26 protein-coding genes and 2 pseudogenes are annotated in these 26455 nt (G+C 45.3%); 17 read left to right on the top strand and 11 right to left on the bottom strand.

What is annotated here, in order from left to right; translation table 11 throughout:
* Positions 1-163: 163 nt before the first annotated feature.
* The 4 genes from yclJ (at position 164) to NST16_RS15915 (ending at position 3681) form a co-directional block, all read left to right on the top strand.
* A complete protein-coding gene (yclJ, locus tag NST16_RS15930) occupies positions 164-847 on the top strand; it encodes a two-component system response regulator YclJ (RefSeq protein WP_010333020.1) in 684 nt (227 codons plus the stop codon).
* Positions 834-2249: a HAMP domain-containing sensor histidine kinase gene (locus NST16_RS15925; protein ID WP_340887506.1), complete on the top strand. Its 1416-nt coding sequence runs from the start codon at positions 834-836 to the stop codon at positions 2247-2249. Before yclJ ends, NST16_RS15925 begins: the two co-directional genes overlap by 14 nt.
* A 177-nt stretch (positions 2250-2426) precedes the next feature.
* A complete protein-coding gene (gene rapC / locus NST16_RS15920) occupies positions 2427-3575 on the top strand; it encodes a response regulator aspartate phosphatase RapC (protein ID WP_010333022.1) in 1149 nt (382 codons plus the stop codon).
* The gene (locus NST16_RS15915; RefSeq protein WP_010333023.1) at positions 3559-3681 is read left to right on the top strand and encodes a PhrC/PhrF family phosphatase-inhibitory pheromone; all 123 of its coding nucleotides are present in this window, start codon (positions 3559-3561) and stop codon (positions 3679-3681) included. The genes rapC and NST16_RS15915 overlap by 17 nt, the downstream gene beginning before the upstream one ends.
* Before the next feature lie 104 nt (positions 3682-3785).
* On the opposite strand, the gene NST16_RS15910 is transcribed toward NST16_RS15915, so the two are convergent.
* From NST16_RS15910 to NST16_RS15900, 3 genes and pseudogenes are all read right to left on the bottom strand, one after another.
* Positions 3786-3878: a YjcZ family sporulation protein gene (locus NST16_RS15910; protein ID WP_026014660.1), complete on the bottom strand. Its 93-nt coding sequence runs from the start codon at positions 3876-3878 to the stop codon at positions 3786-3788.
* A gap of 152 nt (positions 3879-4030) precedes the next feature.
* Positions 4031-4129, bottom strand: a pseudogene (locus NST16_RS15905) (YjcZ family sporulation protein); the annotation flags it as partial.
* A 119-nt stretch (positions 4130-4248) separates the two neighbouring features.
* Positions 4249-5613 carry an aspartate kinase gene (locus NST16_RS15900; RefSeq protein ID WP_340887498.1) on the bottom strand — a complete coding sequence of 455 codons (1365 nt, stop codon included), beginning with the start codon at positions 5611-5613 and terminating at the stop codon, positions 4249-4251.
* 385 nt (positions 5614-5998) lie between these two features.
* On the opposite strand from NST16_RS15900, the gene yclN reads away from it, so the two are divergent.
* The 4 genes from yclN to NST16_RS15880 are packed head-to-tail and all read left to right on the top strand — an operon-like array spanning position 5999 to position 9616.
* Positions 5999-6949 (top strand): petrobactin ABC transporter permease YclN, encoded by a 951-nt coding sequence (gene yclN, locus NST16_RS15895; protein WP_010333025.1) that lies wholly within the window; start codon positions 5999-6001, stop codon positions 6947-6949.
* Complete coding sequence (yclO, locus tag NST16_RS15890) at positions 6942-7889, top strand: petrobactin ABC transporter permease YclO (protein WP_010333026.1); 948 nt, start codon at positions 6942-6944, stop codon at positions 7887-7889. Before yclN ends, yclO begins: the two co-directional genes overlap by 8 nt.
* On the top strand, positions 7883-8641 hold the full coding sequence (gene yclP, locus NST16_RS15885; protein WP_229149899.1) for a petrobactin ABC transporter ATP-binding protein YclP: 759 nt from the start codon (positions 7883-7885) through the stop codon (positions 8639-8641). Before yclO ends, yclP begins: the two co-directional genes overlap by 7 nt.
* Before the next feature lie 21 nt (positions 8642-8662).
* Positions 8663-9616 carry a siderophore ABC transporter substrate-binding protein gene (locus tag NST16_RS15880; RefSeq protein WP_340887495.1) on the top strand — a complete coding sequence of 318 codons (954 nt, stop codon included), beginning with the start codon at positions 8663-8665 and terminating at the stop codon, positions 9614-9616.
* 49 nt (positions 9617-9665) lie between these two features.
* Here the strand turns inward: NST16_RS15880 and NST16_RS15875 are convergent, their stop codons facing one another.
* The 4 genes from NST16_RS15875 to NST16_RS15860 all read right to left on the bottom strand — a co-directional run bounded on the left by NST16_RS15875 (position 9666) and on the right by NST16_RS15860 (position 13198).
* Positions 9666-11084: an MDR family MFS transporter gene (locus NST16_RS15875; RefSeq protein ID WP_010333029.1), complete on the bottom strand. Its 1419-nt coding sequence runs from the start codon at positions 11082-11084 to the stop codon at positions 9666-9668.
* Between the two features lie 18 nt (positions 11085-11102).
* Positions 11103-11981: a TetR/AcrR family transcriptional regulator gene (locus NST16_RS15870; RefSeq protein ID WP_168746934.1), complete on the bottom strand. Its 879-nt coding sequence runs from the start codon at positions 11979-11981 to the stop codon at positions 11103-11105.
* 163 nt (positions 11982-12144) lie between these two features.
* Positions 12145-12894: an NADPH-dependent oxidoreductase gene (locus NST16_RS15865; protein WP_340887491.1), complete on the bottom strand. Its 750-nt coding sequence runs from the start codon at positions 12892-12894 to the stop codon at positions 12145-12147.
* Between the two features lie 16 nt (positions 12895-12910).
* The gene (locus NST16_RS15860; RefSeq protein ID WP_003225015.1) at positions 12911-13198 is read right to left on the bottom strand and encodes a putative quinol monooxygenase; all 288 of its coding nucleotides are present in this window, start codon (positions 13196-13198) and stop codon (positions 12911-12913) included.
* A 140-nt stretch (positions 13199-13338) separates the two neighbouring features.
* Between NST16_RS15860 and NST16_RS15855 the strand changes: the two genes are divergently transcribed.
* Complete coding sequence (locus tag NST16_RS15855) at positions 13339-13653, top strand: ArsR/SmtB family transcription factor (protein WP_010333032.1); 315 nt, start codon at positions 13339-13341, stop codon at positions 13651-13653.
* Between the two features lie 3 nt (positions 13654-13656).
* Here NST16_RS15855 and gabR read toward each other — a convergent pair.
* Positions 13657-15094, bottom strand: a pseudogene (gabR, locus tag NST16_RS15850) (MocR-like transcriptional regulator GabR); the annotation flags it as partial.
* 105 nt (positions 15095-15199) lie between these two features.
* On the opposite strand from gabR, the gene gabT reads away from it, so the two are divergent.
* The 4 genes from gabT (at position 15200) to gdh (ending at position 19764) form a co-directional block, all read left to right on the top strand.
* Positions 15200-16513, top strand: a complete 1314-nt coding sequence (gene gabT / locus NST16_RS15845) for a 4-aminobutyrate--2-oxoglutarate transaminase (RefSeq protein ID WP_340887488.1) — start codon at positions 15200-15202, stop codon at positions 16511-16513.
* Positions 16514-16582: 69 nt separating this feature from the next.
* A complete protein-coding gene (gabD, locus tag NST16_RS15840) occupies positions 16583-17971 on the top strand; it encodes a succinate-semialdehyde dehydrogenase (protein ID WP_101860987.1) in 1389 nt (462 codons plus the stop codon).
* A 125-nt stretch (positions 17972-18096) separates the two neighbouring features.
* Positions 18097-18960: a glucose uptake protein GlcU gene (gene glcU / locus NST16_RS15835; RefSeq protein ID WP_010333036.1), complete on the top strand. Its 864-nt coding sequence runs from the start codon at positions 18097-18099 to the stop codon at positions 18958-18960.
* A gap of 18 nt (positions 18961-18978) precedes the next feature.
* Complete coding sequence (gdh, locus tag NST16_RS15830; protein ID WP_010333037.1) at positions 18979-19764, top strand: glucose 1-dehydrogenase; 786 nt, start codon at positions 18979-18981, stop codon at positions 19762-19764.
* Between the two features lie 42 nt (positions 19765-19806).
* Here gdh and NST16_RS15825 read toward each other — a convergent pair whose 3' ends face one another.
* The 3 genes from NST16_RS15825 to ycnK are packed head-to-tail and all read right to left on the bottom strand — an operon-like array spanning position 19807 to position 22672.
* The gene (locus NST16_RS15825) at positions 19807-20427 is read right to left on the bottom strand and encodes a YcnI family copper-binding membrane protein (RefSeq protein ID WP_268444297.1); all 621 of its coding nucleotides are present in this window, start codon (positions 20425-20427) and stop codon (positions 19807-19809) included.
* A gap of 12 nt (positions 20428-20439) precedes the next feature.
* Positions 20440-22065 (bottom strand): copper resistance CopC/CopD family protein, encoded by a 1626-nt coding sequence (locus tag NST16_RS15820; protein ID WP_268444298.1) that lies wholly within the window; start codon positions 22063-22065, stop codon positions 20440-20442.
* A 34-nt stretch (positions 22066-22099) separates the two neighbouring features.
* A complete protein-coding gene (gene ycnK / locus NST16_RS15815) occupies positions 22100-22672 on the bottom strand; it encodes a copper uptake transcriptional regulator YcnK (RefSeq protein WP_010333040.1) in 573 nt (190 codons plus the stop codon).
* Between the two features lie 161 nt (positions 22673-22833).
* Here ycnK and NST16_RS15810 point away from each other — a divergent pair, with 161 nt between their 5' ends.
* The 4 genes from NST16_RS15810 to NST16_RS15795 all read left to right on the top strand — a co-directional run bounded on the left by NST16_RS15810 (position 22834) and on the right by NST16_RS15795 (position 26368).
* Positions 22834-23187 carry a hypothetical protein gene (locus tag NST16_RS15810; RefSeq protein ID WP_010333041.1) on the top strand — a complete coding sequence of 118 codons (354 nt, stop codon included), beginning with the start codon at positions 22834-22836 and terminating at the stop codon, positions 23185-23187.
* 168 nt (positions 23188-23355) lie between these two features.
* On the top strand, positions 23356-24789 hold the full coding sequence (locus NST16_RS15805; protein WP_340887482.1) for a PTS mannitol transporter subunit IICB: 1434 nt from the start codon (positions 23356-23358) through the stop codon (positions 24787-24789).
* Positions 24790-24813: 24 nt separating this feature from the next.
* Entirely contained in the window at positions 24814-25245 is a 432-nt protein-coding gene (locus NST16_RS15800) for a PTS sugar transporter subunit IIA (protein ID WP_059291950.1), read from the top strand.
* Between the two features lies 1 nt (position 25246).
* Entirely contained in the window at positions 25247-26368 is a 1122-nt protein-coding gene (locus tag NST16_RS15795) for a mannitol-1-phosphate 5-dehydrogenase (protein WP_010333044.1), read from the top strand.
* The last annotated feature ends 87 nt before the right edge of the window (positions 26369-26455 follow it).

Genomic DNA, 26455 nt, shown 5'->3' with positions numbered 1-26455 from the left:
CAGGCCTGCTTGTTGATAAATTTATAGTAGTCCAAAGGTATGAAAAAAATATGAACAATCTATTTCTAGTTGATGAAATAAAAACTAACAATTGTGAAACCCAAAATCTTCTGTATAAAATGGTGCTATTATAAAAAAAGCATCTAAACAATCGGAGGAACCAATGAAAATTTTAATGATAGAAGATAACGTTAGTGTTTGTACGATGACAGAAATGTTCTTTTTTAAGGAAGGCTTTGAAGCTGAATTTGTTCATGACGGTTTAGAGGGGTATCAGCGTTTTGCGGAAGGAAATTGGGATTTGGTGATTCTGGATATTATGCTCCCGTCTATGGACGGCGTAACCATCTGCAGAAAAATAAGGGAGACAAGCACGGTTCCGATTATCATGCTGACTGCCAAAGACACCGAATCAGATCAGGTGATCGGCTTTGAGATGGGCGCGGACGATTATGTGACGAAGCCATTCAGCCCGCTGACATTGGTTGCCCGCATCAAAGCCGTGATCAGAAGATATCAGGCGACGGGCAAGGCGGCAGTGGAAGAAGATACGATTGAATCGGAATGCTTTAAAATTAATAAAAAGACAAGAGAAGTATTTTTAAACGGAAAGCCTGTTGAAAACCTTACACCTAAGGAATTCGACCTGCTTTATTACCTTGTGCAGAACCCGCGGCAGGTGTTTTCCAGAGAGCAGCTGCTAGAGCAGGTATGGGGCTATCAGTTTTACGGAGACGAACGGACTGTCGATGTCCATATTAAACGGCTGCGGAAAAAGCTTGCAAGTGAGGACAGGCCTTTCCTATATACTGTATGGGGAGTAGGGTATAAATTTGATGAGGATTAAATATTTATATCAGCTGCTGCTGAGCCATGTAAGCATATTAATTTTAGCCTTTGTTATCATTATTTCTCTTTTTTCTCACTTCGTGAAAGAGTTTGCCTACCAAAATAAAGTAGAGGAACTGACCTCATATGCGGTGCAGATTGCAAGCGAATTTCAAACCGGCCAGGTTGATATACGTCGGCTGTACCCATATCAGGATATTTTAAGGACAAGAAAAACACAGTTTATCATCTTTAATGAAGCACAGGTGCCTTATTTTCACCCTGAAGACTTTCACCCAAGGGAAAAGCTGAAGAAAGCGGAGTGGGAGAAGCTGAAAAAAGGGCAGACGGTCATGAACAGAGCGGATGGCCGTTTTAACGATGAGGTTTCCCTTGTTGCACAGCCGATTTTTGTTAACAATGAATTTAAAGGTGCGGTACTGCTGATTTCTCCGATCAGCGGCGTTGAGCAAATGATTAATCAGGTCAATCTCTATATGTTTTACGCGATGATCAGCACGCTTGTCATTACCATTCTCGTCAGCTGGCTGCTCTCCAAATTCCATGTGAAACGAATTCAAAAGCTGAGAGAAGCAACGGATAAAGTAGCTTCCGGCGACTATGACATTCACTTGGAAAACAGCTATCGGGATGAAATCGGGGTGCTGGCGTCTGACTTTAATATCATGGCAAAGAAATTAAAGCAGTCAAGGGATGAAATCGACCGGCTTGAGAAGCGGAGAAGGCAGTTTATTGCCGATGTATCCCATGAATTAAGAACGCCGCTGACAACCATTAACGGTTTGGTTGAAGGGCTGAACAGCAATACGATTCCAGAGGAAAATAAAGAAAAATGCTTCTCGCTCATCAGTGAGGAAACGAAGCGAATGCTGCGGCTCGTTAAAGAAAATCTCGATTACGAAAAGATCAGATCTCAGCAAATCACTTTGAACAAGCTTGACGTTCCGCTGATAGAGGTATTCGAAATCATTAAAGAGCACCTTGAACAGCAGGCGGATGAAAAGCAAAATAAGCTGGTAATTCAGGTGGAGGACAGCGTGATCGTTCATGCCGACTATGACCGGTTAATTCAAATCCTCATGAACATTACGAAAAACAGCATCCAATTTACGCAACACGGGCAAATTTGGCTACGGGGAACAGAAGGATATAAAGAGACCATTATTGAAATTGAAGATACCGGGATCGGCATCTCAAAAGAGGATATCGAGCATATTTGGGAGCGGTTCTATAAAGCTGATATTTCAAGAACGAACACGGCGTACGGAGAATACGGCCTCGGCCTTTCCATCGTCAAGCAGCTTGTTGAAATGCATCAAGGTACAATAGACATTAAGAGTGAACAAGGGGAAGGCACAACTTTCATTATCCGCTTTCCTTTACCTGCAAAACAGCAATAAATCATGTAAGGCGGCGGCATATCATCAGATGCTGCCGCCTTCTTTCTCACCTCGCTTCGGTATTCCTTTTTTTATTGCGTGCTCCCGAAATAAAGTTTGCGTGTTTTTCGGGTTAGGACAGTCTGTAAACATGATAAAATATGACATAAACAGTTTTTGATGGGAGAGGGTGAAGGAATGAAGAGCGGGGTAATTCCTTCTTCAGCGGTCGGTCAAAAAATTAACGAGTGGTACAAATATATCCGGACCTTCAGTGTACCGGATGCCGAGGTGCTAAAAGCTGAAATCCAGCAGGAACTGAAACACATGCAGCATGACTCCAACTTGCTGTTATATTACTCACTAATGGAATTTCGCCACCAGCTTATGCTTGATTATCTCGAGCCGCTGGAGAAATTAAATATCGAAGACCAGCCAAGCCTGTCTGAATTATCACGAAATATAGACAGCAACCAAGCTGACCTAAAAGGGCTTCTTGATTACTATGTGAATTTTTTCCGCGGAATGTATGAGTTTGATAAGCGGGAATTTATTTCTGCCATTACATATTACAAACAGGCGGAGAAAAAACTTTCTTTTGTTTCCGATCATATTGAACGGGCTGAATTTTATTTTAAAATCGCGGAAGCTTATTATTATATGAAGCAAACGTACTTTTCATTGATTCATATCAAGAATGCATATGAAATTTATGTAGAGCAGGAAACCTATAATGTTCGGATTATCCAATGCCATTTCGTGTTCGGGGTTAACCTCATGGATGAGAGAAATTTCGAACAAGCCGCACGGCATTTTAAATTGGCGCTGGAGATGGCGGAAGCGGAACAAAGAGCCCAATTGGTTGGAAGAGCATTTTATAATTTGGGGCTGTGTTATTACAATCAAGACCTTCTCGACCCTGCCATTGACCATTTTGAGAAAGCGGTTTCTACTTTTGAAGACAGCAGAATCACCAATTCTCTGCCTCAGGCATATTTTTTAATAACACTTATTTATTATAAACGCGGAAAACATGAGAAGGCTTCGGAATATCACAAGAGGGGCTATGAATATGCTAAAGAAACAGACGATGCAGATTACGCGGTAAAATTTGAGTTTTTACAATCCCTATATCAGGCACAGCCCAATACAGAAGGAATCGAACGATGTTTTCAATACTTAAAAAATAAAAATATGTATGCTGATATAGAGGATTTAGCCCTAGAAGTAGCAAAATATTACTATGAACAAAAATGGTTTGAACTGTCTGCTTCCTACTTTCTTAGAGTTGAAGAGGCAAGAAAACAAATACAAAGGAGTGAAGGTTTGTATGAAATTGAAATCTAAGTTATTTGTTATTTGTTTGGCTGCAGCAGCTGTTTTTACAGCGGTTGGCGTCTCTGCACATGCTGAAGCATCCGACTTCCATGTCACAGAAAGAGGAATGACGTAAGAACCAGGCCCCTTCTCAATAAGAGAAGGGGTTTTCTTCTAAAGAAACAGCGACGCAGGATATGGATCTTACGGCGCCGCCTGATTCATGGAGATTCCTTTTTCTTAGTAGCCTCCGTTAAAAAATGCAGCTCCCACGATAATCAAGAGGATAAATAACACAACAATCAAAGCAAAAGAGTTTCCGTAACCAGACATCTGATGCCACCTCCCTGTGAGATTACTTTATGATATGCTGCATAAACGCAGCGGACAGGGCTTTCGGATAGGGATTGAAAAATAAAGAAAACAACTAAAAAAACGCCGTAAGACAATGATATTGTCTTACGGCGCTGTACTGCAGACTTAGAGCCTCTTGTAAATGCAGTACCTACGATAATTAATAGAATGATTAAAGCGAAAGAACCGAAGCCGTAACCGCCACCGTTAGAGTATCCTGACCTCCCTATGATGGATGCGGAATCGGCCAGATGAATAGGGTAATAGTGGACAAGGCAAGAATGAAAAATTCATCGATCGACGCGGACAATATAAAAGGCGGGCTCTGCCGCCCGCTTTTATGTATAGATTAAGAGACCAGCACTCCCGCGAAAAACTCCCGGTATAATGCTTGGACGGCTTTTCTTTCTTCGGCTTCTTTTACGCCGAACATCATGCTCACTTCAGAAGATCCTTGGTTAATCATTTCGATATTCACTTTTGCCTCTGATAAGGCTTTGGCTGCTCTTGCCGTTGTGCCGACATTATGGCGCATTGCTTCTCCTACAACCATAATGAGCGCCAGATTGTGCTCGACAATAACTTCATCGGCATGAAGATCCTCTTTAATCTGCTTCATTACGCTTCGTTCAACCGAAGCATCCATTTGATCCTGTCTTAAGATGATCGTCATGTCATCAATTCCCGATGGAACATGCTCATACGTCAAACCGTGTTCTTCAAGGATTTGCAGGGCTCTGCGGCCAAACCCGATTTCTCTGTTCATCAAATACTTGCTGATATAAATACTGCAAAAGCCGGTATCGCTGGCAATACCGACGACAGGCCCGTTTGTGTTATCGCGTTTGCTGACGACGCGTGTTCCGTTCGCCGACGGGTTGTTCGTATTTTTGATCTGCACGGGAATGCCCGCTCTGAAGGCCGGAATGAGCGCTTCATCGTGAAACACTGAAAAGCCTGCGTACGACAGTTCGCGCATCTCTCTGTATGTCAGCTCGTGGATTTCCTTCGGGTTGTCAACAATGGAAGGATTAACTGAATACACAGCATCTACATCGGTAAAGTTTTCGTACAGATCGGCCTGAAGACCATTGGCCAAAATAGAGCCTGTAATATCAGAACCGCTCCGTGAAAATGTCAACACATCGCCATCCTTGCTGAAACCGAAAAAGCCGGGGAATATGATGAGGCCTTCACGCTCTCTCAGCTGATAGAGATTTTGATACGATTCAGGCAGCACCTGCGCGTTGCCGGGTTCATTTGTTACAAATAGGCCTGCATCCTTCGGGTTTACATATTCCGCTTTCACGCCTTTGTGACGGAAATAGGCGGCGATCAGCTTAGCGTTGTTATCCTCACCGCTTGCTTTGACAGCGTCCAGATATTGTTCGGGATTGCTTTTATCTCCTTCTAAAAGCGTAAACAAATCATCGCGGATTTTTTCTATAATACACGGCTCAAGCTGAAGCTCATTTGCGATCAGAGCATAGCGTTCAATTACCGCTTCCGCCAGTTCAGGGGAGCTTCCGGATGATAAATACTGTTCAGCACATGTGATTAAGAGATCAGTCACTTTCGTATCCTCGGAATAGCGTTTGCCCGGAGCCGACACCACTACAGCTTTGCGTGCGGGATCTGAGGTTACGATTTGAAACACCTTTTCAAGCTGTGCGCCTGAAGCGAGTGAGCTGCCTCCGAATTTAACGACCTTCATGTTTACATCTCCTAATGTTTAAAATTTTCACACAAATTTAGTATTTATTATCCCTCTTTCAGTTTTGTAAATCAAGGGGAAATTTCTATGTGGAAAGAACATTTGTATTTACAGAGAGGAATTATGTCAGGTTTGATGCCGAAGTTGAAGCATAGTGAAGATAAATATGGTAAACAGACTAACGATTTGTGATGGAAAATGGTTTGAATTATGAGTAAAATTGAATAGATAACGAGGTTAATATTTTTAAAGAATATTGACTAACACTAGAAAAGTGGTAATATGTAAATGATAATGATAATCAATTACTATATGGCCATATTGTTTTGAGTCCTTGCGGAGTAGGAGATACGTTCTTTTTGCTGTAAGGATGTAAGGAGGCAGCATGAAGTTACGTTACTTATTTTTTCTACTTATCATACTAGCAGTCACTTCTGTATTTATCGGCGTAGAAGATCTGTCGCCGCTTGATCTCTTCGATCTAAGCAAAGAAGAGGCATCAACGCTCTTTGCCAGCCGTTTGCCGCGGCTGATCAGCATTTTAATCGCAGGGATGAGCATGAGCATCTGCGGCCTGATTATGCAGCAGATCACCAGAAACAAATTCGTGTCACCGACGACGGCCGGCACGATGGACTGGGCGAGGCTGGGAATCTTAATATCCTTGCTTCTGTTTACATCGGCAAGTCCATTAATGAAAATGCTGATTGCTTTTGTCTTTGCTCTAGTTGGTAATTTTCTGTTTATGAAAATTCTTGAAAGAATTAAGTTTAACGACACCATCTTTATTCCGCTTGTCGGTTTAATGCTCGGGAATATCGTCAGCTCAATCGCGACGTTTATCGCGTATAAATATGACTTGATCCAAAACGTGTCATCATGGCTTCAGGGGGATTTCTCCTTAGTTGTGAAAGGGAGATACGAGCTTCTCTATCTGAGTATTCCGCTTGTCATCATTGCCTATGTTTATGCGGATAAATTTACAGTGGCGGGTATGGGAGAAAGCTTTTCTGTCAACCTCGGCCTCAAGTATAAACGGGTTGTGAACATCGGGCTCATTATCGTATCCCTGATTACGTCACTTGTCATTTTGACTGTCGGTATGCTTCCGTTTCTCGGTTTAATCATCCCGAACATTGTATCGATTTACAGAGGAGACAACCTGAAAAACAGCCTGCCGCACACTGCGCTGCTGGGAGCGGTTTTTGTTCTGTTTTGCGATATATTGGGCAGAGTCATTATCTTCCCATATGAAATCTCGATTGGTCTGATGGTCGGAATCATCGGCAGCGGCATTTTCCTGTTTATGCTGTTAAGGAGAAAAGCGTATGCGTAACCAGATGAAAATTGCTTTGCTTGTTGGTATAGCTGTTGTATGTATCGGTTTATTTCTGTTTTATGACTTAGGCAATTGGGATTACACACTGCCGAGAAGAATCAAAAAAGTCGCTGCCATTATGCTGACTGGCGGAGCGATTGCGTTTTCAACAATGATCTTCCAAACGATCTCGAATAACCGCATCCTGACGCCCAGCATTTTAGGCCTTGATTCTCTCTATATGCTGATTCAGACCGTCATCATCTTTTTGTTCGGTTCAATGAATATCGTAATCATGAATAAAAACATCAACTTCATCATCTCTGTGTTGCTGATGGTGCTGTTTTCTTTTGTTCTCTATCAGATCATGTTCAAAGGTGAAGGGAAAAATATCTTCTTCCTTCTGCTCATCGGAATCGTGTTCGGCACGCTGTTCAGCAGCCTGTCTTCCTTTATGCAGATGCTGATTGACCCGAATGAGTTTCAGGTTGTGCAGGACAAAATGTTTGCCAGCTTTAACAACATCAACACGGATCTGTTATGGCTCGCCTTTATCATCTTCCTGCTGACCGGTATCTATGTCTGGCGTTTTACGAGATTTTTTGACGTGCTTTCACTCGGCCGTGAACACGCTGTCAATTTGGGCATTAACTACGACAAAGTTGTTAAACAGATGCTGATCGTGATCGCGATCCTTGTTTCTGTTTCTACAGCGCTTGTCGGCCCGATTATGTTCTTGGGGCTTCTCGTCGTCAACCTGGCGAGAGAATTTCTGAAAACATATAAGCATTCATACTTAATCGCAGGTTCTGTTTTAATCAGCATTATTGCGTTAGTCGGGGGACAATTTGTGGTTGAGAAAGTATTCACCTTCTCAACGACGCTGAGCGTTATTATTAATTTTGCCGGCGGGATTTATTTTATCTACTTGCTGTTAAAGGAGAATAAATCATGGTAGAGGTCAAAAATGTAAGCAAACAATATGGAGGGAAAGTTGTCCTTGAAGAGACGTCAGTCACGATTCAAAAAGGCAAAATTACCTCGTTTATCGGTCCTAACGGCGCCGGCAAAAGTACGCTGCTGTCTATTATGAGCCGCCTGATCAAAAAGGATTCCGGTGAGATTTTCATAGACGGAGAAGAGATCGGAACCTGCGACAGCAAAGAGCTTGCCAAAAAAATGAGTATTTTAAAGCAGGCGAATCAAATTAATATCAGACTAACCATTAAAGACCTTGTCAGTTTCGGCAGATTCCCCTATTCACAGGGACGGCTGACAGAGGAAGACTGGGTTCATATCAACCAGGCGCTCAGTTATATGAAGCTGGAGGAGATTCAGGATAAGTACCTGGATCAGCTGAGCGGCGGACAGTGCCAAAGGGCGTTTATCGCAATGGTCATTGCCCAGGACACGGACTACATATTTCTTGATGAGCCGCTGAACAACCTGGATATGAAACATTCAGTTGAAATAATGAAGCTTCTGAAGAGGCTGGTAGAGGAGCTTGGAAAAACAATCGTGATCGTGATTCACGATATCAACTTTGCTTCCGTCTACTCTGATCATATCGTTGCTTTGAAAAACGGCCGTATTGTAAAAGAGGGGCCGCCGGAGGAGATCATTGAAACCTCTGTGCTCGAAGAAATCTACGATATGACCATCCCGATTCAGACGATAGATAACCAAAGAATAGGTGTTTATTTTTCTTAATATACAGAAGAGGTGAAGACTATGAAAAAGTTTGCAATTCTATTCATTGCATTGGTGACAGCTGTTGTCATTTCTGCATGCGGAAACCAAAGCTCAAGCAGCAAAGGTTCTGACACGAAGAAAGAACAAATTACGGTGAAACACCAGCTGGACAAAAACGGCACAAAAGTGACAAAGAACCCTAAAAAAGTCGTTGTATTTGATTTAGGAAGCTTAGATACATTAGATAAATTAGGTCTTGATGATAAAGTAGCAGGCCTGCCGAAACAAGCCCTTCCTAAATATCTGTCCAAATTCAAAGATGACAAATATGCTGATGTCGGAAGCTTAAAAGAGCCAGACTTTGAAAAAGTAGCAGATTTAGAGCCTGACTTGATCATTATCTCAGGAAGACAATCCGAGTCTTACAAAGAATTCTCTGAAATCGCGCCGACCATTTACCTTGGCGTAGACACAGCGAAATACATGGAATCATTTAAATCAGATGCACAAACAATTGGTAAAATCTTTGATAAAGAAGATGAAGTAAAAGACGAGCTCGCAACAATTGATAACTCCATTTCAGATCTTAAGAAAAAAGCTGAAAAGCTGAACAAAAACGGTCTTGTGATTATGGCGAACGACGGCAAAATCAGCGCCTTTGGTTCTAAATCAAGATACGGCCTGATCCATGACGTATTCGGCGTGACACCGGCTGATAAAAATATCAAAGCGTCTACTCACGGACAAAGCGTTTCATATGAGTACATTTCAAAAACAAACCCGGATTACCTGTTTGTTATTGACCGCGGTACAGCAATCGGAGAAACATCATCTACAAAACAAGTCGTTGAAAACGACTATGTGAAAAACGTAAACGCCGTGAAAAATGATCATGTCGTATACCTTGATTCAGCTACTTGGTACTTATCAGGAGGCGGACTTGAGTCAATGACGCAAATGATTAAAGAAGTGAAAGACGGTTTAGAGAAGTAAAATGAAAAAGAGCCTCCGCTCTCAAAGCGGGGCTCTTTTTTTTATAGGATCAGCGTGCCGGCTGCTGTTCGGCAGGGCGCTGAGGTTTTTTTAATGTGAAGGATAGAAGTAAGCCGGCAAGCGCGATACAGGCTGCCACGATAAAAGCGGCGTTCATGCCGTGCAGAGCGGCGTGTTTCACATTTGTGGTTCCTGCATGTGCCGCCTGGTTGCTCATCACGGATACCAAAAGAGCAGTCCCGATGGAGCCGCCGACTTGGCGAACCGTATTGTTCATTGCTGTTCCGTGCGGAATCAAGTGGCGCGGCAGCGCATTGATTCCGGCTGTTGTCACAGGCATCATAATCATCGCTGTCCCTAAGAGACGAACGGTATATAAAACGACAATCCATGCCAGTGACGTATGATCAGTCAGCTGCATAAACGGCAGTGACGTCAGGAAGATGATACAGAAACCAGCAATCGCCAACCCTCTTCCGCCGACACGGTCAAAAATTCTTCCGATAATCGGTGACATGAAGCCCATCACAATGGCTCCCGGCAGAAGCATAAGCCCTGTATCAAAGGCTGTGACGTTTCGGACGTTTTGTGTATACAGCGGCAGAATGGTTTCCGTACCAATTAATAAAGCAAAGACAAGTGTTCCCAGCAGGGTTGTTAAGCTGAAGATACCAAACGTAAATACGCGGAATTCCAGCATCGGTTTTTCAAGCTTCATCTGTCTTGTAATAAATAAGAGCAGCGCGATCACACCCACAAGCAGTGAAACCAGAACCGTTGAGCTGGTCCATCCGTAAGAGCCGACGCTTGAGAAGCCATACAGCAGCCCGCCAAATCCAAGTGTCGACAGGATAACTGATAAAATATCAATCTGTGTTTTTCTTAATGTCGTCACGTTTTTCATAAGAATGATAGCGAGAAGCAAATCGATCACCGCAAACGGAAGAATGATATAAAACAATGATCTCCATGAGAAAGCTTCTACTGCCCATCCTGAAAGAGTCGGTCCGATCGCAGGCGCGAAGGAGATGACCAATCCGACCATACCCATAGCCTGGCCGCGCTTTTCAATCGGAAAGATCGTTAAAAATACTGTCTGCATGAGCGGCATCATAATGCCGGCTCCGGCCGCCTGAATGATACGGGCCGCCAGCAGAACCGGAAAGTTCGGGGCAAACGTGCCAACGATTGTTCCGGCAGTGAAAATACTCATCGCCGTAATGAGAAGCGTACGGCTCGTGAATTTTTCAATTAAAAATGCGGTAATCGGAATTAAGATACCGTTCGTTAACATAAATGAAGTCGTCAGCCATTGGGCTTGGTTTGCATCTATATGAAAATCCCTCATGATATGGGGGAGAGCGGTAATTAACAGTGTCTGGTTCAAAATGGCGACAAACGCCCCGGCTAACAAAATGCCGACAATGACAGAACGGTTAAACGGTTTTTTTTCAATACTTGTGTCCAATAAGATCCCTTCTTTTCTTTAAGTAATTAACAGTGTTTTTAACATAGATATAGGCTGTGTTAAAACACCGGTTTGTTCCAGATAGCCAATCAGTGATTTCAGTAAAAAGGCGCGGGGCTCTTCCTTTTTTGCTTCCTCTTCCAGCATGGCTGCAGCGGATGCCAGCTCATCGATGTCATAATCCGCGGCGGGCAGGGAAGAGATGCCTTTATGTAATTCTTTCAGGCTTTCTGATAACAGGAGTGATTTATCCTTTGGCTGGTAGGAGGACGCCGATTGGATATAGAGCTCGATGGTCTCAGGCGGAAGCAGGGACTGCCGCGTTTCTCTGTTTTTGATAATCTGATTGAGGGTGCTGATGATAAACGCTGCAATCGGGTCAAGGTCAAGCGGTTTTTCCTCTATTTTGATCAGCATTAAAAATTCCCGCATCATGCCGTGAAGAATGATAACCAAATCCCATACAAAAGGGAGGATGGCTTCTCCATAGGCCTGAATCAGCGAATCCCGGTGCCAGCAGATAATCGTCGATCTGGTCTGATGGATATGCTGTTTTACACGGTCATTGTGCAGCTTGGGGTTTCCGTAGGTCAGCATATTAAAAAACTGCTGATTCCGCCTGAATCCTTCCAGCTCCATTTTGACCTTTTGAATCAAACGCTCCTCCGGTGTCAGCGCGGTATTTTCCTGCAGTCTTGATGCCGCGGCTACCATCTGCTTTTGGTTAAACGTCAGCAGCTCCAAAAGCAAATCTTCCTTGGATTGAAACAGCTTATATATAGAAGCTTTTGACATCTTACATTCTTCCGCGATTGCCTGCATGGAAACCGACGTAAAATCCTTTTCAGAAAAAAGCTTCCGCGCGGCTAACAAGATTTCTGTTTTTTTATCAAGCATCTCATGGCTTCCTTCTTTCTTGAACAATAGAAAACCCATTGGTTCACAGAAAACCAATGAGTAACATTGATAAAATTTTACCAAATAAACAAAATGAAAGTCAATGGATTTTATCCGGACAAATAAAAAGGCCTGCCGGAATTCCGACAGGCCGGGGTGAGGCTTATTTTTCAACTTTAAACCCTTGTTTTTCGAGCATTTCACGAATATGCGGATAGTACAGGCGCTCATAATATGAGGCGATCCCTTGTGACCAATTTCGTGTTTCTTTTCCGTTGGTCCGGATTTTCATGTATTCGGCCATTTGTTCATCATATGACTGAATGTGTGATGTCAGCTCGTCCTGCTGCAAATACGTTTCTTTATGATAAACCGCTGCCTTTGGAAGGCGGGGTTTTTTCGCTGAACGATCAGCAGGATGGCCGATGACAAGACCAGATACAGGGAAGACGTATTTTGGAAGCTGAAGCAGCTCGATCAGTTCATTTGGGTTTCCCCGAACCGCGCCGATCGGAACAGTGCCAAGCCCGAGTGATTCAGCTGCCGCTGTCGCCGTGCCAAGAGCGATGCCGGCATCTACAGCGCCGACAAGAACGGATTCTAAACCGTTTGTGATTTCCATGTTGAAGTCATGCAGATCTTCAAGCGCAATTTTTGCCCGGTTGAAGTCTGCGCAGAAAAGCAAGAAAACCGGAGCTTGGTCAATCCAAGGCTGTCCGCCCGCCAGTTCGGAGATTTTCTTTTTCCGCTCTTTATCCTGAATCGCGATGACAGTCACTTGCTGCCCGTTGATAGAAGTAGGGGCTGATTGCACCGCTTGTATAATATGGTCTAGCTGCTCTTCTGACACCGGCTCATCCGTATAGCTGCGGATGGAGCGGTGATCTGTTAATGATTTGATTACTTCGTTCATGTGAGACATCCTTTCCTTACTCGCTGAGCTCTGTGCGGACAACATCAAGAGGAGCGCTCAGCAGTTCTTTGCCTTTTGCTACAAACCCTTGGAAATGCGCAGTTTCATTGTGGGATTTCATCGCCGCTTCATCTTTCCATTGTTCAAGCATCACAAATGTATTTTCTTCGCCTACTTTTTCAAAAAGGTCGTATTGGGCGTTGCCTTCCTCAGCTCTTGAATGTTGAACCAGCGATTGTGCCTCGCTCAAAAATTCTTCACGTTTCTCGGGTTTTACTTTGATATAAGCTTGTAATACGATCATGTAAATCTCCTCCATTTGTCTTTTAAATTTATTGTTCGAATTTGATCGAACTAAATGTACCATGTAATCAAAATCAGGTAAAGGAAAAACCCTCAAATAGTAAAATTGTCATTCTAATTGTTGTGTGATACATTTGTGTCATGAACATTCCAAACCATCCAGAAACAGAAACGTTGCAGCTGACTAAGGTTCTTCACGCACTGAGTGATCCGCTTCGTTTAGAGCTGGTGAAGCAATTGGCCGAAGCAAAAGAGAAAACGTGCGGCACCTGTGCCGATGTACAGGTTGCAAAGTCGACCTTGTCCCACCATTTTAAAGTATTAAGAGAATCGGGCATCGCTCAAGTACGCATAGAAGGAAAGCGCCGTTATTATTCGCTTCGCACAGAAGATCTGGAAAGGGCATTTCCGGGCCTGCTTAAAGCAGTGCTGAACGTGGACCAGGAGCGCTGGTAAAAAATCCCCTGAACAGGGGATTTTTTTATGTCCCATAAACAGCGCGGCGAAGTCTTCGCACACCTTCCTGAATGTCCTCTTCCCTCAGCCGTGCAAAGCCGATGATGAGCGCGGGTTTGTCCGGCTGCGGACGGCTTTCTTTTAAGCGGAACCGGCTCATCCCGAAGATTTCAAGCTGCTGGGCGGCGGCATGCGCGAGTATCTCTTGTTCCGTGCGGCAGGTGTAAAATTCGGTGACGAAATGCAGTCCCGCATTTGCCCCTTTTACCGTGATCTCTCCTCTAAACTCTGATTCTAATGCGCTGATGAGGCGTTCTCTCTTTTCTTTATAATGCTGCTTCATTTTTTTTATATGCTTCTGATATTCTCCAGACTCAATAAATTCCTGCAAGGCGATCTGTGTAAGCGACGAGCAGGTCTGCAGGTCATAACCCCGCTTTTTGTAACCCCGTAACAGCTCCGGCGGCAGCACCATGTAGCTGATCCGCAATCCGGGGAGAAGTGATTTTGAAAAGGTGCCCATATAGATGACATTTTGAAAGCGGTCGAGGCTTTGGAGCGCCGGGATACTGTCTACGTCATATTTAAACTCGCTGTCATAATCATCCTCAATAATATAGCGGCTCGGCTGCTCCGCTGCCCAGTTCAGCAGCTGAATTCTTCGGGATACAGGCATAATCGCTCCGGCCGGGAATTGATGCGAAGGGGTAGTGATTAATACATCTGGGTTCTGTCTGATGATTTCAGAAATGGAAATCCCTTTTTCATCAAGCATAATCGTCTTCACCTGTTTTCCGGTATATTGCAAAAGCTGGTACATTCGCCTGTAACCAGGCTCCTCCATCGCATACACCGCATCCTGAGGCAAAAGCTCCGTCAGCAGCTGCATCAGCACCTGAGTGCCCGCCCCGATGACGATTTGTTCCGGCCGGCATTTCACCCCCCGCGTCAGAGAGATGAGCCTTGTAATGGCGGCTCTTACCTCAAATATGCCTTGCGGATGAGACATGTCGCCGAGCGTGCGGTATGAGCGTGCAGCCGCTTTTTGCTCACAGCGAAACCAGCTTTTCATTGGAAAATGATCTGTATCGGCACTCATATGTGAAAATGATATCCAATCGCTTTGATCGATATGAACCTCTTTCAGGTCATCCGGCAGTGAAGATGAGGGCTGTTCCTCAGAGGAAAATGTGTCCAGGTGCTCCACGAAAAAACCCTTTCTTTCTTCAGCGTACAAATACCCTTCCGCGAGCAGCTGCTGATAGGCTGAATTCACAGAGTTTACGCTGACCTTCAGCTTTTCAGCCAGCTCACGTTTGGAGGGAACCTTCGAGTGGGGCAGCAGATTACGGCTGAGGATTTCGTTTTTTAGTTTTTGATAAATCTGCTGATAGATATAATCGGCTTTTTCTGAGCGATCGAGAGTGATTGTGATGTCCATTGCGGTGTCTCCTTCTGATACCATTAAAAAGTTATAATTGGTACTTTTCATCATACCAAAAAGAAGTCAGAATGATAAGAAAACAATGACAGTGGGGGGATTCACATGAGTCAAACAACCGCATCAACTTTCACTACCGCAGAGTGGCAGCAAAAACGGGACCAATTTGTTTCTAAGGGCGTGAGCAACGGAAACCGCAGCCTGGCGGTAAAAGGAGAGGGAGCAGAGCTGTATGATTTGGACGGCCGAAGATTTATTGATTTTGCTGGCGCCATTGGAACTTTAAACGTCGGACACTCGCATCCGAAGGTGGTAGAAGCTGTGAAGCGGCAGGCGGAGGAGCTGATCCATCCGGGCTTTAACGTCATGATGTATTCGTCTTATATTGAATTAGCTGAAAAGCTTTGCGGCATTGCGCCGGGCACTCATGAGAAAAAAGCGATTTTCCTCAACTCCGGAGCGGAAGCGGTGGAAAACGCAGTGAAGATCGCCAGAAAGTATACCAAGCGCCAAGGCGTTGTCTCGTTTACACGCGGGTTCCACGGACGCACGAATATGACAATGAGCATGACAAGCAAGGTGAAGCCGTACAAATTCGGTTTTGGTCCATTTGCATCAGAGGTATACCAGGCGCCGTTTCCATATTATTATCAGAAGCCTGCCGGACTGAGTGACGATGCATATGACGATATGGTCATTCAAGCCTTCAATGACTTCTTTATCGCAGCAGTTGCTCCTGAAACGGTAGCCTGTGTTGTGATGGAGCCGGTGCAGGGAGAAGGCGGATTCATTATTCCTTCTAAACGGTTTGTGCAGCATGTTGCTTCCTTCTGTAAAGAACACGGCATCGTCTTTGTAGCCGATGAAATTCAAACCGGATTTGCCAGAACGGGTACTTATTTCGCGATCGAGCATTTTGGTGTCGTCCCAGATCTGATCACGGTTTCGAAGTCTCTTGCGGCTGGTCTGCCGTTAAGCGGTGTGATTGGACGCGCGGAAATGCTTGATGCGGCGGCGCCCGGAGAGCTCGGCGGCACGTATGCGGGAAGTCCGCTTGGGTGCGCGGCGGCATTGGCTGTTTTGGATATTATTGAAGAAGAAGGCCTGAATAAACGTTCTGAGGAAATCGGCAGGATCATTGAAGAAAAAGCGCTTGAATGGAAAACTGAATACCCGTTTATCGGTGACATCCGCAGACTTGGGGCGATGGCAGCAATCGAGATCGTCAAAGACCCTGAAACACGTGAACCTGATAAAGCGAAAGCGGCAGCGATCGCAGCGTACGCGAATCAAAACGGATTGCTGCTGCTGACAGCCGGAATCAACGGCAATATCATCCGCTTCCTGACGCCGCTGGTTATTTCAGATGATCTTCTGAATGAAGGGCTCCACATTGTGGAAGCAGGTCTGCGAGCTTAATCATTGGAAAGAATACGCACGGGTCTGCTATCATTTTAAGTAAATCCAAGATAGAAAGGAATGTTCAATATGCCAGATCAATTAACGGTCTACAACCCGGCTACAGGCGAGGCGATCAAAACGATTCCTCAGCAATCAGCCAAAGAAGTAGAAGAAGCCATTGAACGTTCACATCAAGCGTTTAAATCATGGTCTAAAACATCAGCGAACGAAAGAGCGTCTCTGTTGAAAAAGTGGTATGAGCTAATCGTTGAACATAAAGAAGAACTCGCAGATTTAATTACGAAGGAAAACGGAAAACCGTATCAGGAAGCTGTCGGCGAGGTACTGTACGGCGCTGGTTATATCGAGTGGTTCGCAGAGGAAGCGAAGCGTGTGTATGGAAGAACCGTTCCGGCTCCGACAACCGGAAAACGAATTGTCGTAACGCGCCAAGCCGTTGGCCCAGTTGCCGCGATTACGCCATGGAATTTTCCAAATGCGATGATTACACGTAAAGCGGCGCCTGCTCTTGCTGCCGGCTGTACGTTTATCATCAAGCCGGCGCCTGATACACCGCTGTCAGCCTATGAACTTGCACGCCTCGCGTACGAAGCGGGTATCCCAAAAGACGTGCTTCAGGTTGTCATCGGTGATGGTGAGGAGATCGGAAACGTTTTTACAAGCAGTCCGAAAATCCGCAAAATCACCTTTACAGGATCAACACCTGTAGGGAAAATCCTGATGAAAAACAGCGCGGATACTGTGAAACACGTATCCATGGAGCTCGGCGGACATGCCCCGCTGATTGTGGATGAAGATGCAAACATTGATCTTGCTGTTGAACAGGCAATGGTGTCCAAATACCGAAACGCGGGTCAGACTTGCGTATGCGCCAACCGGCTCATTGTCCATGAATCCATCAAAGATGAGTTTGCTGCGAAATTGAGCGAGCAAGTATCGAAGCTGAAGGTTGGAAACGGACTTGAGGAAGGCGTTAACGTCGGTCCGATTATCAACAAAAGGGGCTTTGAAAAAATCGTCAGCCAAATTGATGATGCGGTTGAAAAAGGAGCGAAGGTTGTTGCTGGGGGCACTTATGAACGAAACGATGATAAAGGATGCTACTTTGTCAATCCGACAGTGCTCGCTGACGTCGATACGTCCATGAATATCATGCACGAGGAAACCTTTGGCCCTGTTGCGCCAATCGTCACTTTTACAGATATTGATGAAGCCATTGAGCTCGCCAACGATACACCGTACGGACTGGCTGCTTATTTCTTCACAGAAAACTACCGTCGCGGCATTTATATTTCCGAGAACCTCGAATATGGAATTATCGGCTGGAATGACGGAGGGCCGTCCGCGGTTCAAGCTCCGTTCGGCGGAATGAAAGAAAGCGGAATCGGCCGCGAAGGCGGTTCAGAAGGTATCGAACCATATCTCGAAACAAAATATATGTCCATCGGTTTATAAACGAAATGATATGCTCCTAAAGAGGTGCCGGAAAATCCGGTACCTCTTTTTGTGTTTCAGCGAATAAACACAACAATTCCAGCCAAAATAACAGCAAATACATTTTGAAAGAAGGTTCCCCAATAATGGATTTATTACTGGCTCTTCTCCCTGCTTTGTTTTGGGGGAGCATTGTTCTCTTCAATGTTAAATTAGGCGGCGGGCCTTACAGCCAAACATTGGGAACGACGATCGGGGCGTTAATTGTTTCTATCGTTATTTATTTGTTTGTCCAACCCGTCCTGTCCATGCGCATTTTTATCGTTGGAATTATATCCGGCTTATTTTGGTCACTTGGGCAGAGCAACCAGCTCAAAAGCATTCAGTTAATGGGTGTGTCCAAAACGATGCCGATTTCCACGGGGATGCAGCTTGTTTCCACCTCACTGTTCGGTGTCATCGTTTTCCGAGAGTGGTCAACACCGATTGCGATTACACTTGGAATCCTCGCTCTTATCTTTATTATTGTCGGTATCGTTCTCACGTCATTAGAAGATAAGAAAGACAAAAAAGATGGAGAGCCGAGCAACTTAAAAAAGGGCATTTTAATCCTTCTGGTCTCGACACTGGGATATTTGATTTATGTTGTTGTCGCAAGGTTGTTCAATGTATCTGGATGGTCCGCCCTGTTGCCGCAGGCGATCGGGATGGTCATTGGAGGCGTCATACTAACCTATAAGCACAAGCCCTTCAATAAGTATGCCATCAGAAATATTCTCCCGGGCTTAATCTGGGCAGGGGGAAATATGTTTTTGTTTATTTCTCAGCCGAAAGTCGGCGTTGCCACAAGCTTTTCTCTTTCTCAAATGGGAATTGTCATCTCGACGCTTGGCGGTATTTTCATCCTGCGTGAAAAGAAATCAAAACGCCAGCTGATTGCGATTGCGATTGGGATTGCACTGATTATTGTGGCTGCCGTATTCTTAGGAATCGCCAAAACGAATTCATAACAATTAAGGAGGATGGATATGTATCCGGATTTGAAAGGAAAAGTCGTCGCTATTACAGGAGCTGCTTCAGGACTAGGAAAGGCAATGGCCATTCGCTTCGGCAAGGAGCAGGCAAAAGTTGTAATCAACTACTACAGTAACAAGCAGGATCCAAACGAGGTAAAAGAAGAGGTCATCAAGGCGGGCGGTGAAGCCATTGTCGTCCAAGGAGACGTAACGAAAGAGGAAGATGTAAAAAACATCGTCCAAACAGCGATTAAAGAGTTTGGCACACTCGATATTATGATTAATAATGCCGGTCTTGAAAACCCTGTACCGTCTCATGAAATGCCGCTCAAGGATTGGGAAAAAGTCATCAGCACGAACTTAACAGGCGCCTTTTTAGGAAGCCGTGAAGCGATAAAATATTTTGTTGAAAATGATATCAAAGGAAGCGTCATTAATATGTCGAGCGTCCATGAAGTGATTCCGTGGCCATTATTTGTTCACTATGCGGCAAGTAAAGGCGGAATCAAGCTGATGACGGAAACATTGGCACTAGAATATGCGCCGAAAGGCATTCGTGTCAACAATATCGGGCCTGGCGCGATCAACACGCCAATCAATGCTGAAAAATTTGCTGATCCAAAGCAGAGAGCAGATGTAGAAAGCATGATTCCGATGGGATATATCGGTGAACCGGAGGAAATTGCGGCAGTGGCAGCCTGGCTTGCTTCGAAGGAAGCCAGCTACGTCACAGGCATTACGTTATTTGCGGACGGCGGTATGACACAATACCCTTCCTTCCAGGCAGGGCGCGGATAAATCAAAAAAAGCGATCCAGAACTCATCTGGATCGCTTTTTCTTTAGGCGCGCTTTTTCTTTACAAGAGCTGCAACAGATAAAATAATAGCGGCTGCAGACAGCACAATTGCTGTTATATCAAGAGCCGATGAACCTGAGTCTGCAGAAGCAGAATCATCTTTCGTTTGAGTGGCGCCGTGCTCGTCTGTTACTTCTTTGGATGTAGTGATTTTTGTAATGGCATGAGGCGTTTCCGCATCTTCATCGCCTGTCCATTCAACAATGCTGCCGTCTTTGTAATATTGATAAGCATCCCAAGCGGCTTCATCCGCTTTATCAGGGTTTTTGGCAACAAAGGTAAACTGCTGGAACTGGCCTTCCTGAATGCCCCCGCCAGTGGCTTCCCACGTCACGGACACTGATTTGTCGTCGTGTTTTGCAGTAGACACCTTCCAGCCCGGAACCGGTTCGTATTGCTGGAACTCAACATTCTTTGGCATTTTTAAAACAACCTTTGTTGTCGGCTGATTTTTTTCGGAAGGAACCTTCATTGTGTAGGTCTCCCATGAGCCTGCGGCTGATTCAGCCGGTTTTACAGACACGTGCGCGCTGGCAGGCGCCGTAAAGAATAAAAGAGAGCCGATAACAGCTGGGCATAGTGTGAATGCGATTTTTTTAAACAATTCAAACACTCCTTAATTTGTCTTTGTAAACATGATATTGATTTCGTTAAAGTCGCCGGTCAGTCCGTGGACTTTGATCTTCCAGTTTCCCTTTTCATTAATAGACAGGTTTTCAGTCTGGAAGATACCATCTGTTTTTTCTTTCAACTGAAACGTGCTTTTGTTTTTACTGCCGGACAGTCCCGTTTTATAAACGGTCAAGGTGATTTGCTGAATGTTTTTTGCTGGGTCTCCGTTATGATCAGTAACCCTGAGTTCAAACACGTTTTTGCCGGGCTGGTTCGGGCTGATGCTGAGAGACACACTTTGCCCGTTTTCAATCGCTTTGGTTTGATAAAACGGTTCCGGTGCAGGCTCAGGCGGACTTGGCAGACTTGTAAATACGGCGGCTGTGATCAGGACAGCGATGCCGATTGCCCATTCCGCTTTTAGCGTGCGGGTGATTTTGGACCCCTTCCGTTTTCTGGTGAGCAGAAAATGAATACCGCCCAGAATCAGCATTAAAACAAACAGTCCGCTTTTGACTAACAAGGCTTGGCCGTACGCCGTATGGAAAAGTGAATCCATTGACCGGATGATGAAAAATCCATTGAGCAAGCCCGAGAACAAAATGACACCGACTGCAGTGAGCGCCCATGGAGAGAACCGTTTTACCGTCTCCCATGCAATCGTCTTGTCCTGCTGTCTCCACTCCTGTGACAGCAGGAAAACGATGGCCGCTATTCCGCCGACCCAGATAGAGGCGGAGGATAAATGTAGGAAATCCATCAGGATACCGACCGTTTTTTCTTCTACAACAGCGGCATGTCCGGTAAACGCTTTGGCAAGCAGAAGACCGAAAAAGAAAATGAGCGGCGCCGTCCAATATGCGAAGGACGCAAAACGCTTTTTGCGTAACACTGGGATGGCAGAAAGGACAAGCAGTACGTACAGCACGGCTTGAATCATCCAAATTGTGCCTCCCGCGGTTTCAAACAGCGTTTCTTTCATATACCCCGGCTGAAAGGCGTTGGCCCAGCCGCCGCCTGTATTCGCTTTTGTCTGTAACGGAAGCTGAAGCAGGAGCGCCAGTCCCAGCACAGTGACTGAGATGACAAGCAAACGCTTCGTCCGTTTGGCGAGTTTTTTTCCGTCCCCTTTATACCAGAAGAGGTGGAAGAAAACGGTCCCGATAAACAGAGAAAAGGCTGTATACAGAATGGCACGGTCTGCAGCTGTTCCCGGATTAAGCGCTGAGCTTGATGTTTTCTGGCTGCTGAACCCTCCTTCCGCTTTGCCGATGCTGAACGGAATGACGCCGGAAACAGGGTGCCCGTCTGCCGAAACGGCATTCCATTCCGCTCTGTACACGTCATGAGGCAGATTTTTTTTCAGCTTCACGGTCATGATGTGGTTGTTGTCTTTTTTGATTTCTGTTTTGTCCGTATCCACCCGGTCACCGTCTGAATTATAGACTTTAATGTAGTGAAAGCCTTCTTCAACAGGTTCATTAAATTCAATTTCCACCTGTGCGGGAGCGCTTTTTAATTCACTGTTTTCTCCGGGTGAAGATTTGACAATATAGGCGTGAGCAAAGCTTGTTTTCGGCAGGAAAACAAGAAAAAGCAGAAGGAAGATCCACCATCTGTTTCGTTGCATTACTCAGACACCACCTTCCGCTAGTTATGTTGTGTTATTTCTTGGTGCATGTGCAGCGTTTTTTTCTGTCCCGTAGCATGTCTTCCAGCGCTTGATCGAAGGTGCGGACGGCTCCGCCAAAGCCTTTTCGAAACCGTTCAGCATGGTCAAGAGTCGCAAACGGTATGGCCTGCGGCTGGCAGCAGTGCAGATTTAATTCGGCGTTTACAACAAAATAAGCCGAAGCGGCACTGACCGTAGTTTGTAACAGAAAGTCTCTGCAAATCAAATGAGAAACCTCTTCCGTTTTATCTGCATACCGCAAAAACGCGCAATGTGCGCAGCACAGCTGTTCAATGTCTTGTGTCACCGTGATCAGCTGGACCGAATAAGCTTGATTTGCTGGCTTCAGGCAATAGCTGCACATGTGATCAGTCTGAGGCGCACGGACTGGGAGTGTGATGCCGCCGGCTGTTTTTATCACCTGGTTTGATTGGACAAGCTGATTCACATCTCTATATACCGTCATTTCTGACACACCGAACCGTTGACTGATATCAGAAATTCTTAGGGCGCCTTCTTCTTTCAGCCACTCAAGTATGTGCTGCTGTCTATTAATCGGAAGCATTCATACATCCCCTTCATTAAGATCTTCTTAAGCGTAGAGGATTTCAGAGACTGAGACAAGTATGCTGATGATAAAAAATGTGAAAATGTGTTGAACAGTAACAAAACGAAACAGAGTGGTCTCTGGTATAATGGACATATGAATGGAGAGTGAAATACCATATGAAAGAAACTGTATGCCCGAACTGCGGCAAACCTTTGACAGGCGATATGGTCAGATCGTCAAATGTCCCGTGCCAATTTCGCTGCGGACACTGCCGGGAACGGCTTTATGAATATAAAGTATCAGCACCGATTATGCTGGTATCATTAGCAGTCATCGTGCTGCTCATTTATCTGATGCTGCTCCTTCGCAATGCGGCAGGCTCATTGATTCCGGCCGTTCAGCATGTGCCGATGGCTGTTTTTGCACTTGTGTGCGCCTATCCCGTTTTTATTGTGAGTGAGCGGATGATCGCAAAGTACGTAATTCAAAACGGAAACATTATTTATAGAGGAAAGAGAAAAGGCTCCTGAAACCAGGAGTCTTTTTATTTTTAAAAAATTGTCACACCCATGTGCCAAAGTCCTCTTTACTTTCAATTGTATAGGTACTGTAAGCGTTTTAATATAGAGTCAAAGGGAAGCATCATTCTCTGACATTATCATTCTTTTAGCGACAAACAAAACAGGGAGGGTTTATATATGCAGCAAGAACAGCAACAAGGCGGCATGAAAGTGAAAGTTCAGCGCTTCGGCAGTTATTTGAGCGGAATGATCATGCCGAATATCGGCGCGTTTATCGCTTGGGGCATCATTACCGCGCTGTTTATTCCGGCGGGATGGTTTCCGAATGAACAGCTGAATACACTTGTCAACCCGATGATTACGTATTTACTGCCGCTTTTGATAGCGTATACAGGCGGAAAAATGATTTACGACCACCGCGGCGGAGTCGTCGGAGCGACAGCGGCGATCGGTGTGATTGTCGGATCGGATATTCCAATGTTTTTAGGTGCAATGATAATGGGGCCGCTTGGCGGATACCTCATTAAACAGATTGATAAATTGTTCAAGGATAAAGTCAAACAAGGCTTTGAAATGCTGATCAACAACTTTACGGCAGGGATAGTCGGCGCGGCTTTGACGATTCTCGCGTTTTACGCCATCGGTCCGGTTGTCCTGACGTTAAACAAATTGCTGGCAGCTGGTGTGGAAGTCATAGTACACGCTAATTTGCTGCCTATTGCAAGCGTTTTCGTAGAGCCGGCGAAAGTGTTGTTCCTAAACAACGCCATTAACCATGGAATCTTAAGCCCAATCGGAATCGAGCAGGCAGCCCAAACGGGAAAATCGATTCTGTTCTTAGTAGAAGCAAACCCTGGGCCAGGACTCGGCATTTTACTCGCGTACATGTTCTTTGGCAAAGGATCTTCAAAATCAACGGCTCCTGGAGCGGCAATCATTCACTTCTTCGGAGGGATTCACGAAATTTACTTCCCGTATATTTTGATGAAACCGGCCTTGATTCTGGCAGCGATTGCGGGCGGAGCAAGCGGACTCCTAACGTTTACGATCTTTAATGCCGGACTTGTCGCGGCAGCGTCACCGGGAAGCATTATCGCATTGATGGCAATGACACCAAGAGGAGGCTATTTCGGCGTATTGGCGGGTGTATTGGTCGCTGCAGCTGTATCGTTCATCGTTTCAGCAGTGATCCTGAAATCCTCAAAAGTAAGTGAAGAAGACCTGGCTGCCGCAACAGAAAAAATGCAGTCCATGAAGGGGAAGAAAAGCCAAGCAGCAGCTGCTTTAGAGGCGGAACAAGCCAAAGCAGAGGAAGCGTCTGAGCTGTCTCCTGAAAGCGTGAACAAAATTATCTTTGCGTGTGATGCGGGAATGGGATCAAGTGCGATGGGGGCATCCATCTTAAGAAACAAAGTGAAAAAAGCGGAGCTTGACATCAGTGTGACCAACACGGCCATTAACAATCTGCCAAGCGACGCGGATATTGTTATCACCCACAAAGATTTAACAGACCGCGCGAAAGCAAAGCTGCCGAATGCGACGCACATCTCAGTGGATAACTTCTTAAACAGCCCGAAATACGACGAGCTGATTGAAAAGCTGAAAAAGTAATCTCATAGAAAGAGAGTGATATTCATGCAAGTACTCGCAAAAGAAAACATCAAACTTAATCAAACGGTTGCAACGAAAGAAGAAGCGATCAGATTGGCCGGCCAAACACTGATTGACAACGGCTACGTGACAGACGATTATATTGAAAAAATGTTTGAACGGGAAGAAACATCTTCTACCTTCATGGGGAATTTTATTGCCATTCCTCACGGCACAGAAGATGCCAAAAGCGAAGTGCTTCACTCAGGAATTTCTATCATTCAAATTCCTGGCGGAGTAGAGTATGGAGAAGGAAACACAGCTAAAGTCGTATTCGGCATTGCCGGAAAAAATAACGAGCATTTAGACATTTTGTCAAACATCGCCATCATCTGCTCAGAAGAAGAAAACATTGAACGCCTGATTTCTGCGAAAAGCGAAGAAGATTTGATCGCGATTTTCAACGAGGTGAACTAGCATGATTGCCTTACATTTCGGTGCGGGAAATATCGGGAGGGGCTTTATCGGTGCGCTGCTTCACCACTCCGGCTATGAAGTGGTGTTTGCGGATGTAAATGACACGATGGTCGGCCTCCTTAATGAAAAACGGGCATACACTGTTGAACTCGCAGAAGAAGGGCGTTCGTCAGAGGTGATCGGCCCGGTCAGCGCCATTAACAGCGGCAGCCAGCCGGAGGAGCTGTATCGGCTGATCAATGAGGCGGCGCTCATCACGACGGCAGTCGGCCCGAATGTGTTAAAGCTGATTGCTCCGTCCATCGCAGAAGGCTTAAGACGGAGAACCTGTGCTGACACACTGAACATCATTGCCTGTGAAAATATGATTGGCGGAAGCAGCTTCTTAAAAAAAGAAGTATACAGCCACTTAACAGAGGCGGAACAGGAAGCTGTCGGCAAAACTGTCGGATTCCCGAATTCCGCGGTTGACCGGATTGTGCCGATTCAGCATCATGAAGATCCGCTCAAAGTGTCGGTTGAGCCGTTCTTTGAATGGGTCATCGACGAATCAGGCTTTATCGGGGAAACACCGGCAATAAAAGGGGCGCTGTTTGTTGATGATTTAACGCCGTATATCGAACGAAAGCTGTTTACCGTAAATACCGGCCATGCTGTAACGGCCTATGTCGGCTATCAGCGCGGATTAAAAACGATAAAAGAAGCGATCGATCACCCGGAGATCCGCCGTGTTGTACACTCGGCGCTGCTTGAAACCGGTGATTATCTCATCAAAACGTACGGTTTTAAGCAATCAGAGCACGAGCAATATATTAAAAAAATCATCGGCCGCTTTGAAAATGAATTTATCACTGACGATGTGACCCGTGTGGCGAGATCGCCGCTCAGAAAGCTTGGAGAAAATGACAGACTTGTAGGTCCGGCGAAGAAAATCAAAGCGCCGAATGCACTGGCTGAAGGCATTGCGGCGGCGCTGCGATTCGACTTTGCCGGTGATCCGGAAGCGGTCGAGCTGCAAGCGCTGATCGCGGAAAAAGGATACAGCGGAGTGCTTCACGAGGTGTGCGGTATCCCGTCCCATGAACCGCTCCATGCCATCGTTTTAAAAAAACTGAATCAATAACTGACCCGTGACAGCACGTCACGGGCTTTTTTTGCCATCTCGTAATCTAGTATAATAGAAAACGCTTACGATAGCAGGGGAAGGAGA

The sequence above is a fragment of the Bacillus sp. FSL K6-1005 genome, from assembly GCF_038000225.1.
Taxonomy (GTDB): Bacteria; Bacillota; Bacilli; order Bacillales; family Bacillaceae; genus Bacillus; species Bacillus mojavensis.
Note: the sequence above shows the minus strand (reverse complement) of the source record. Positions and strands in the feature narration are given on the sequence as shown.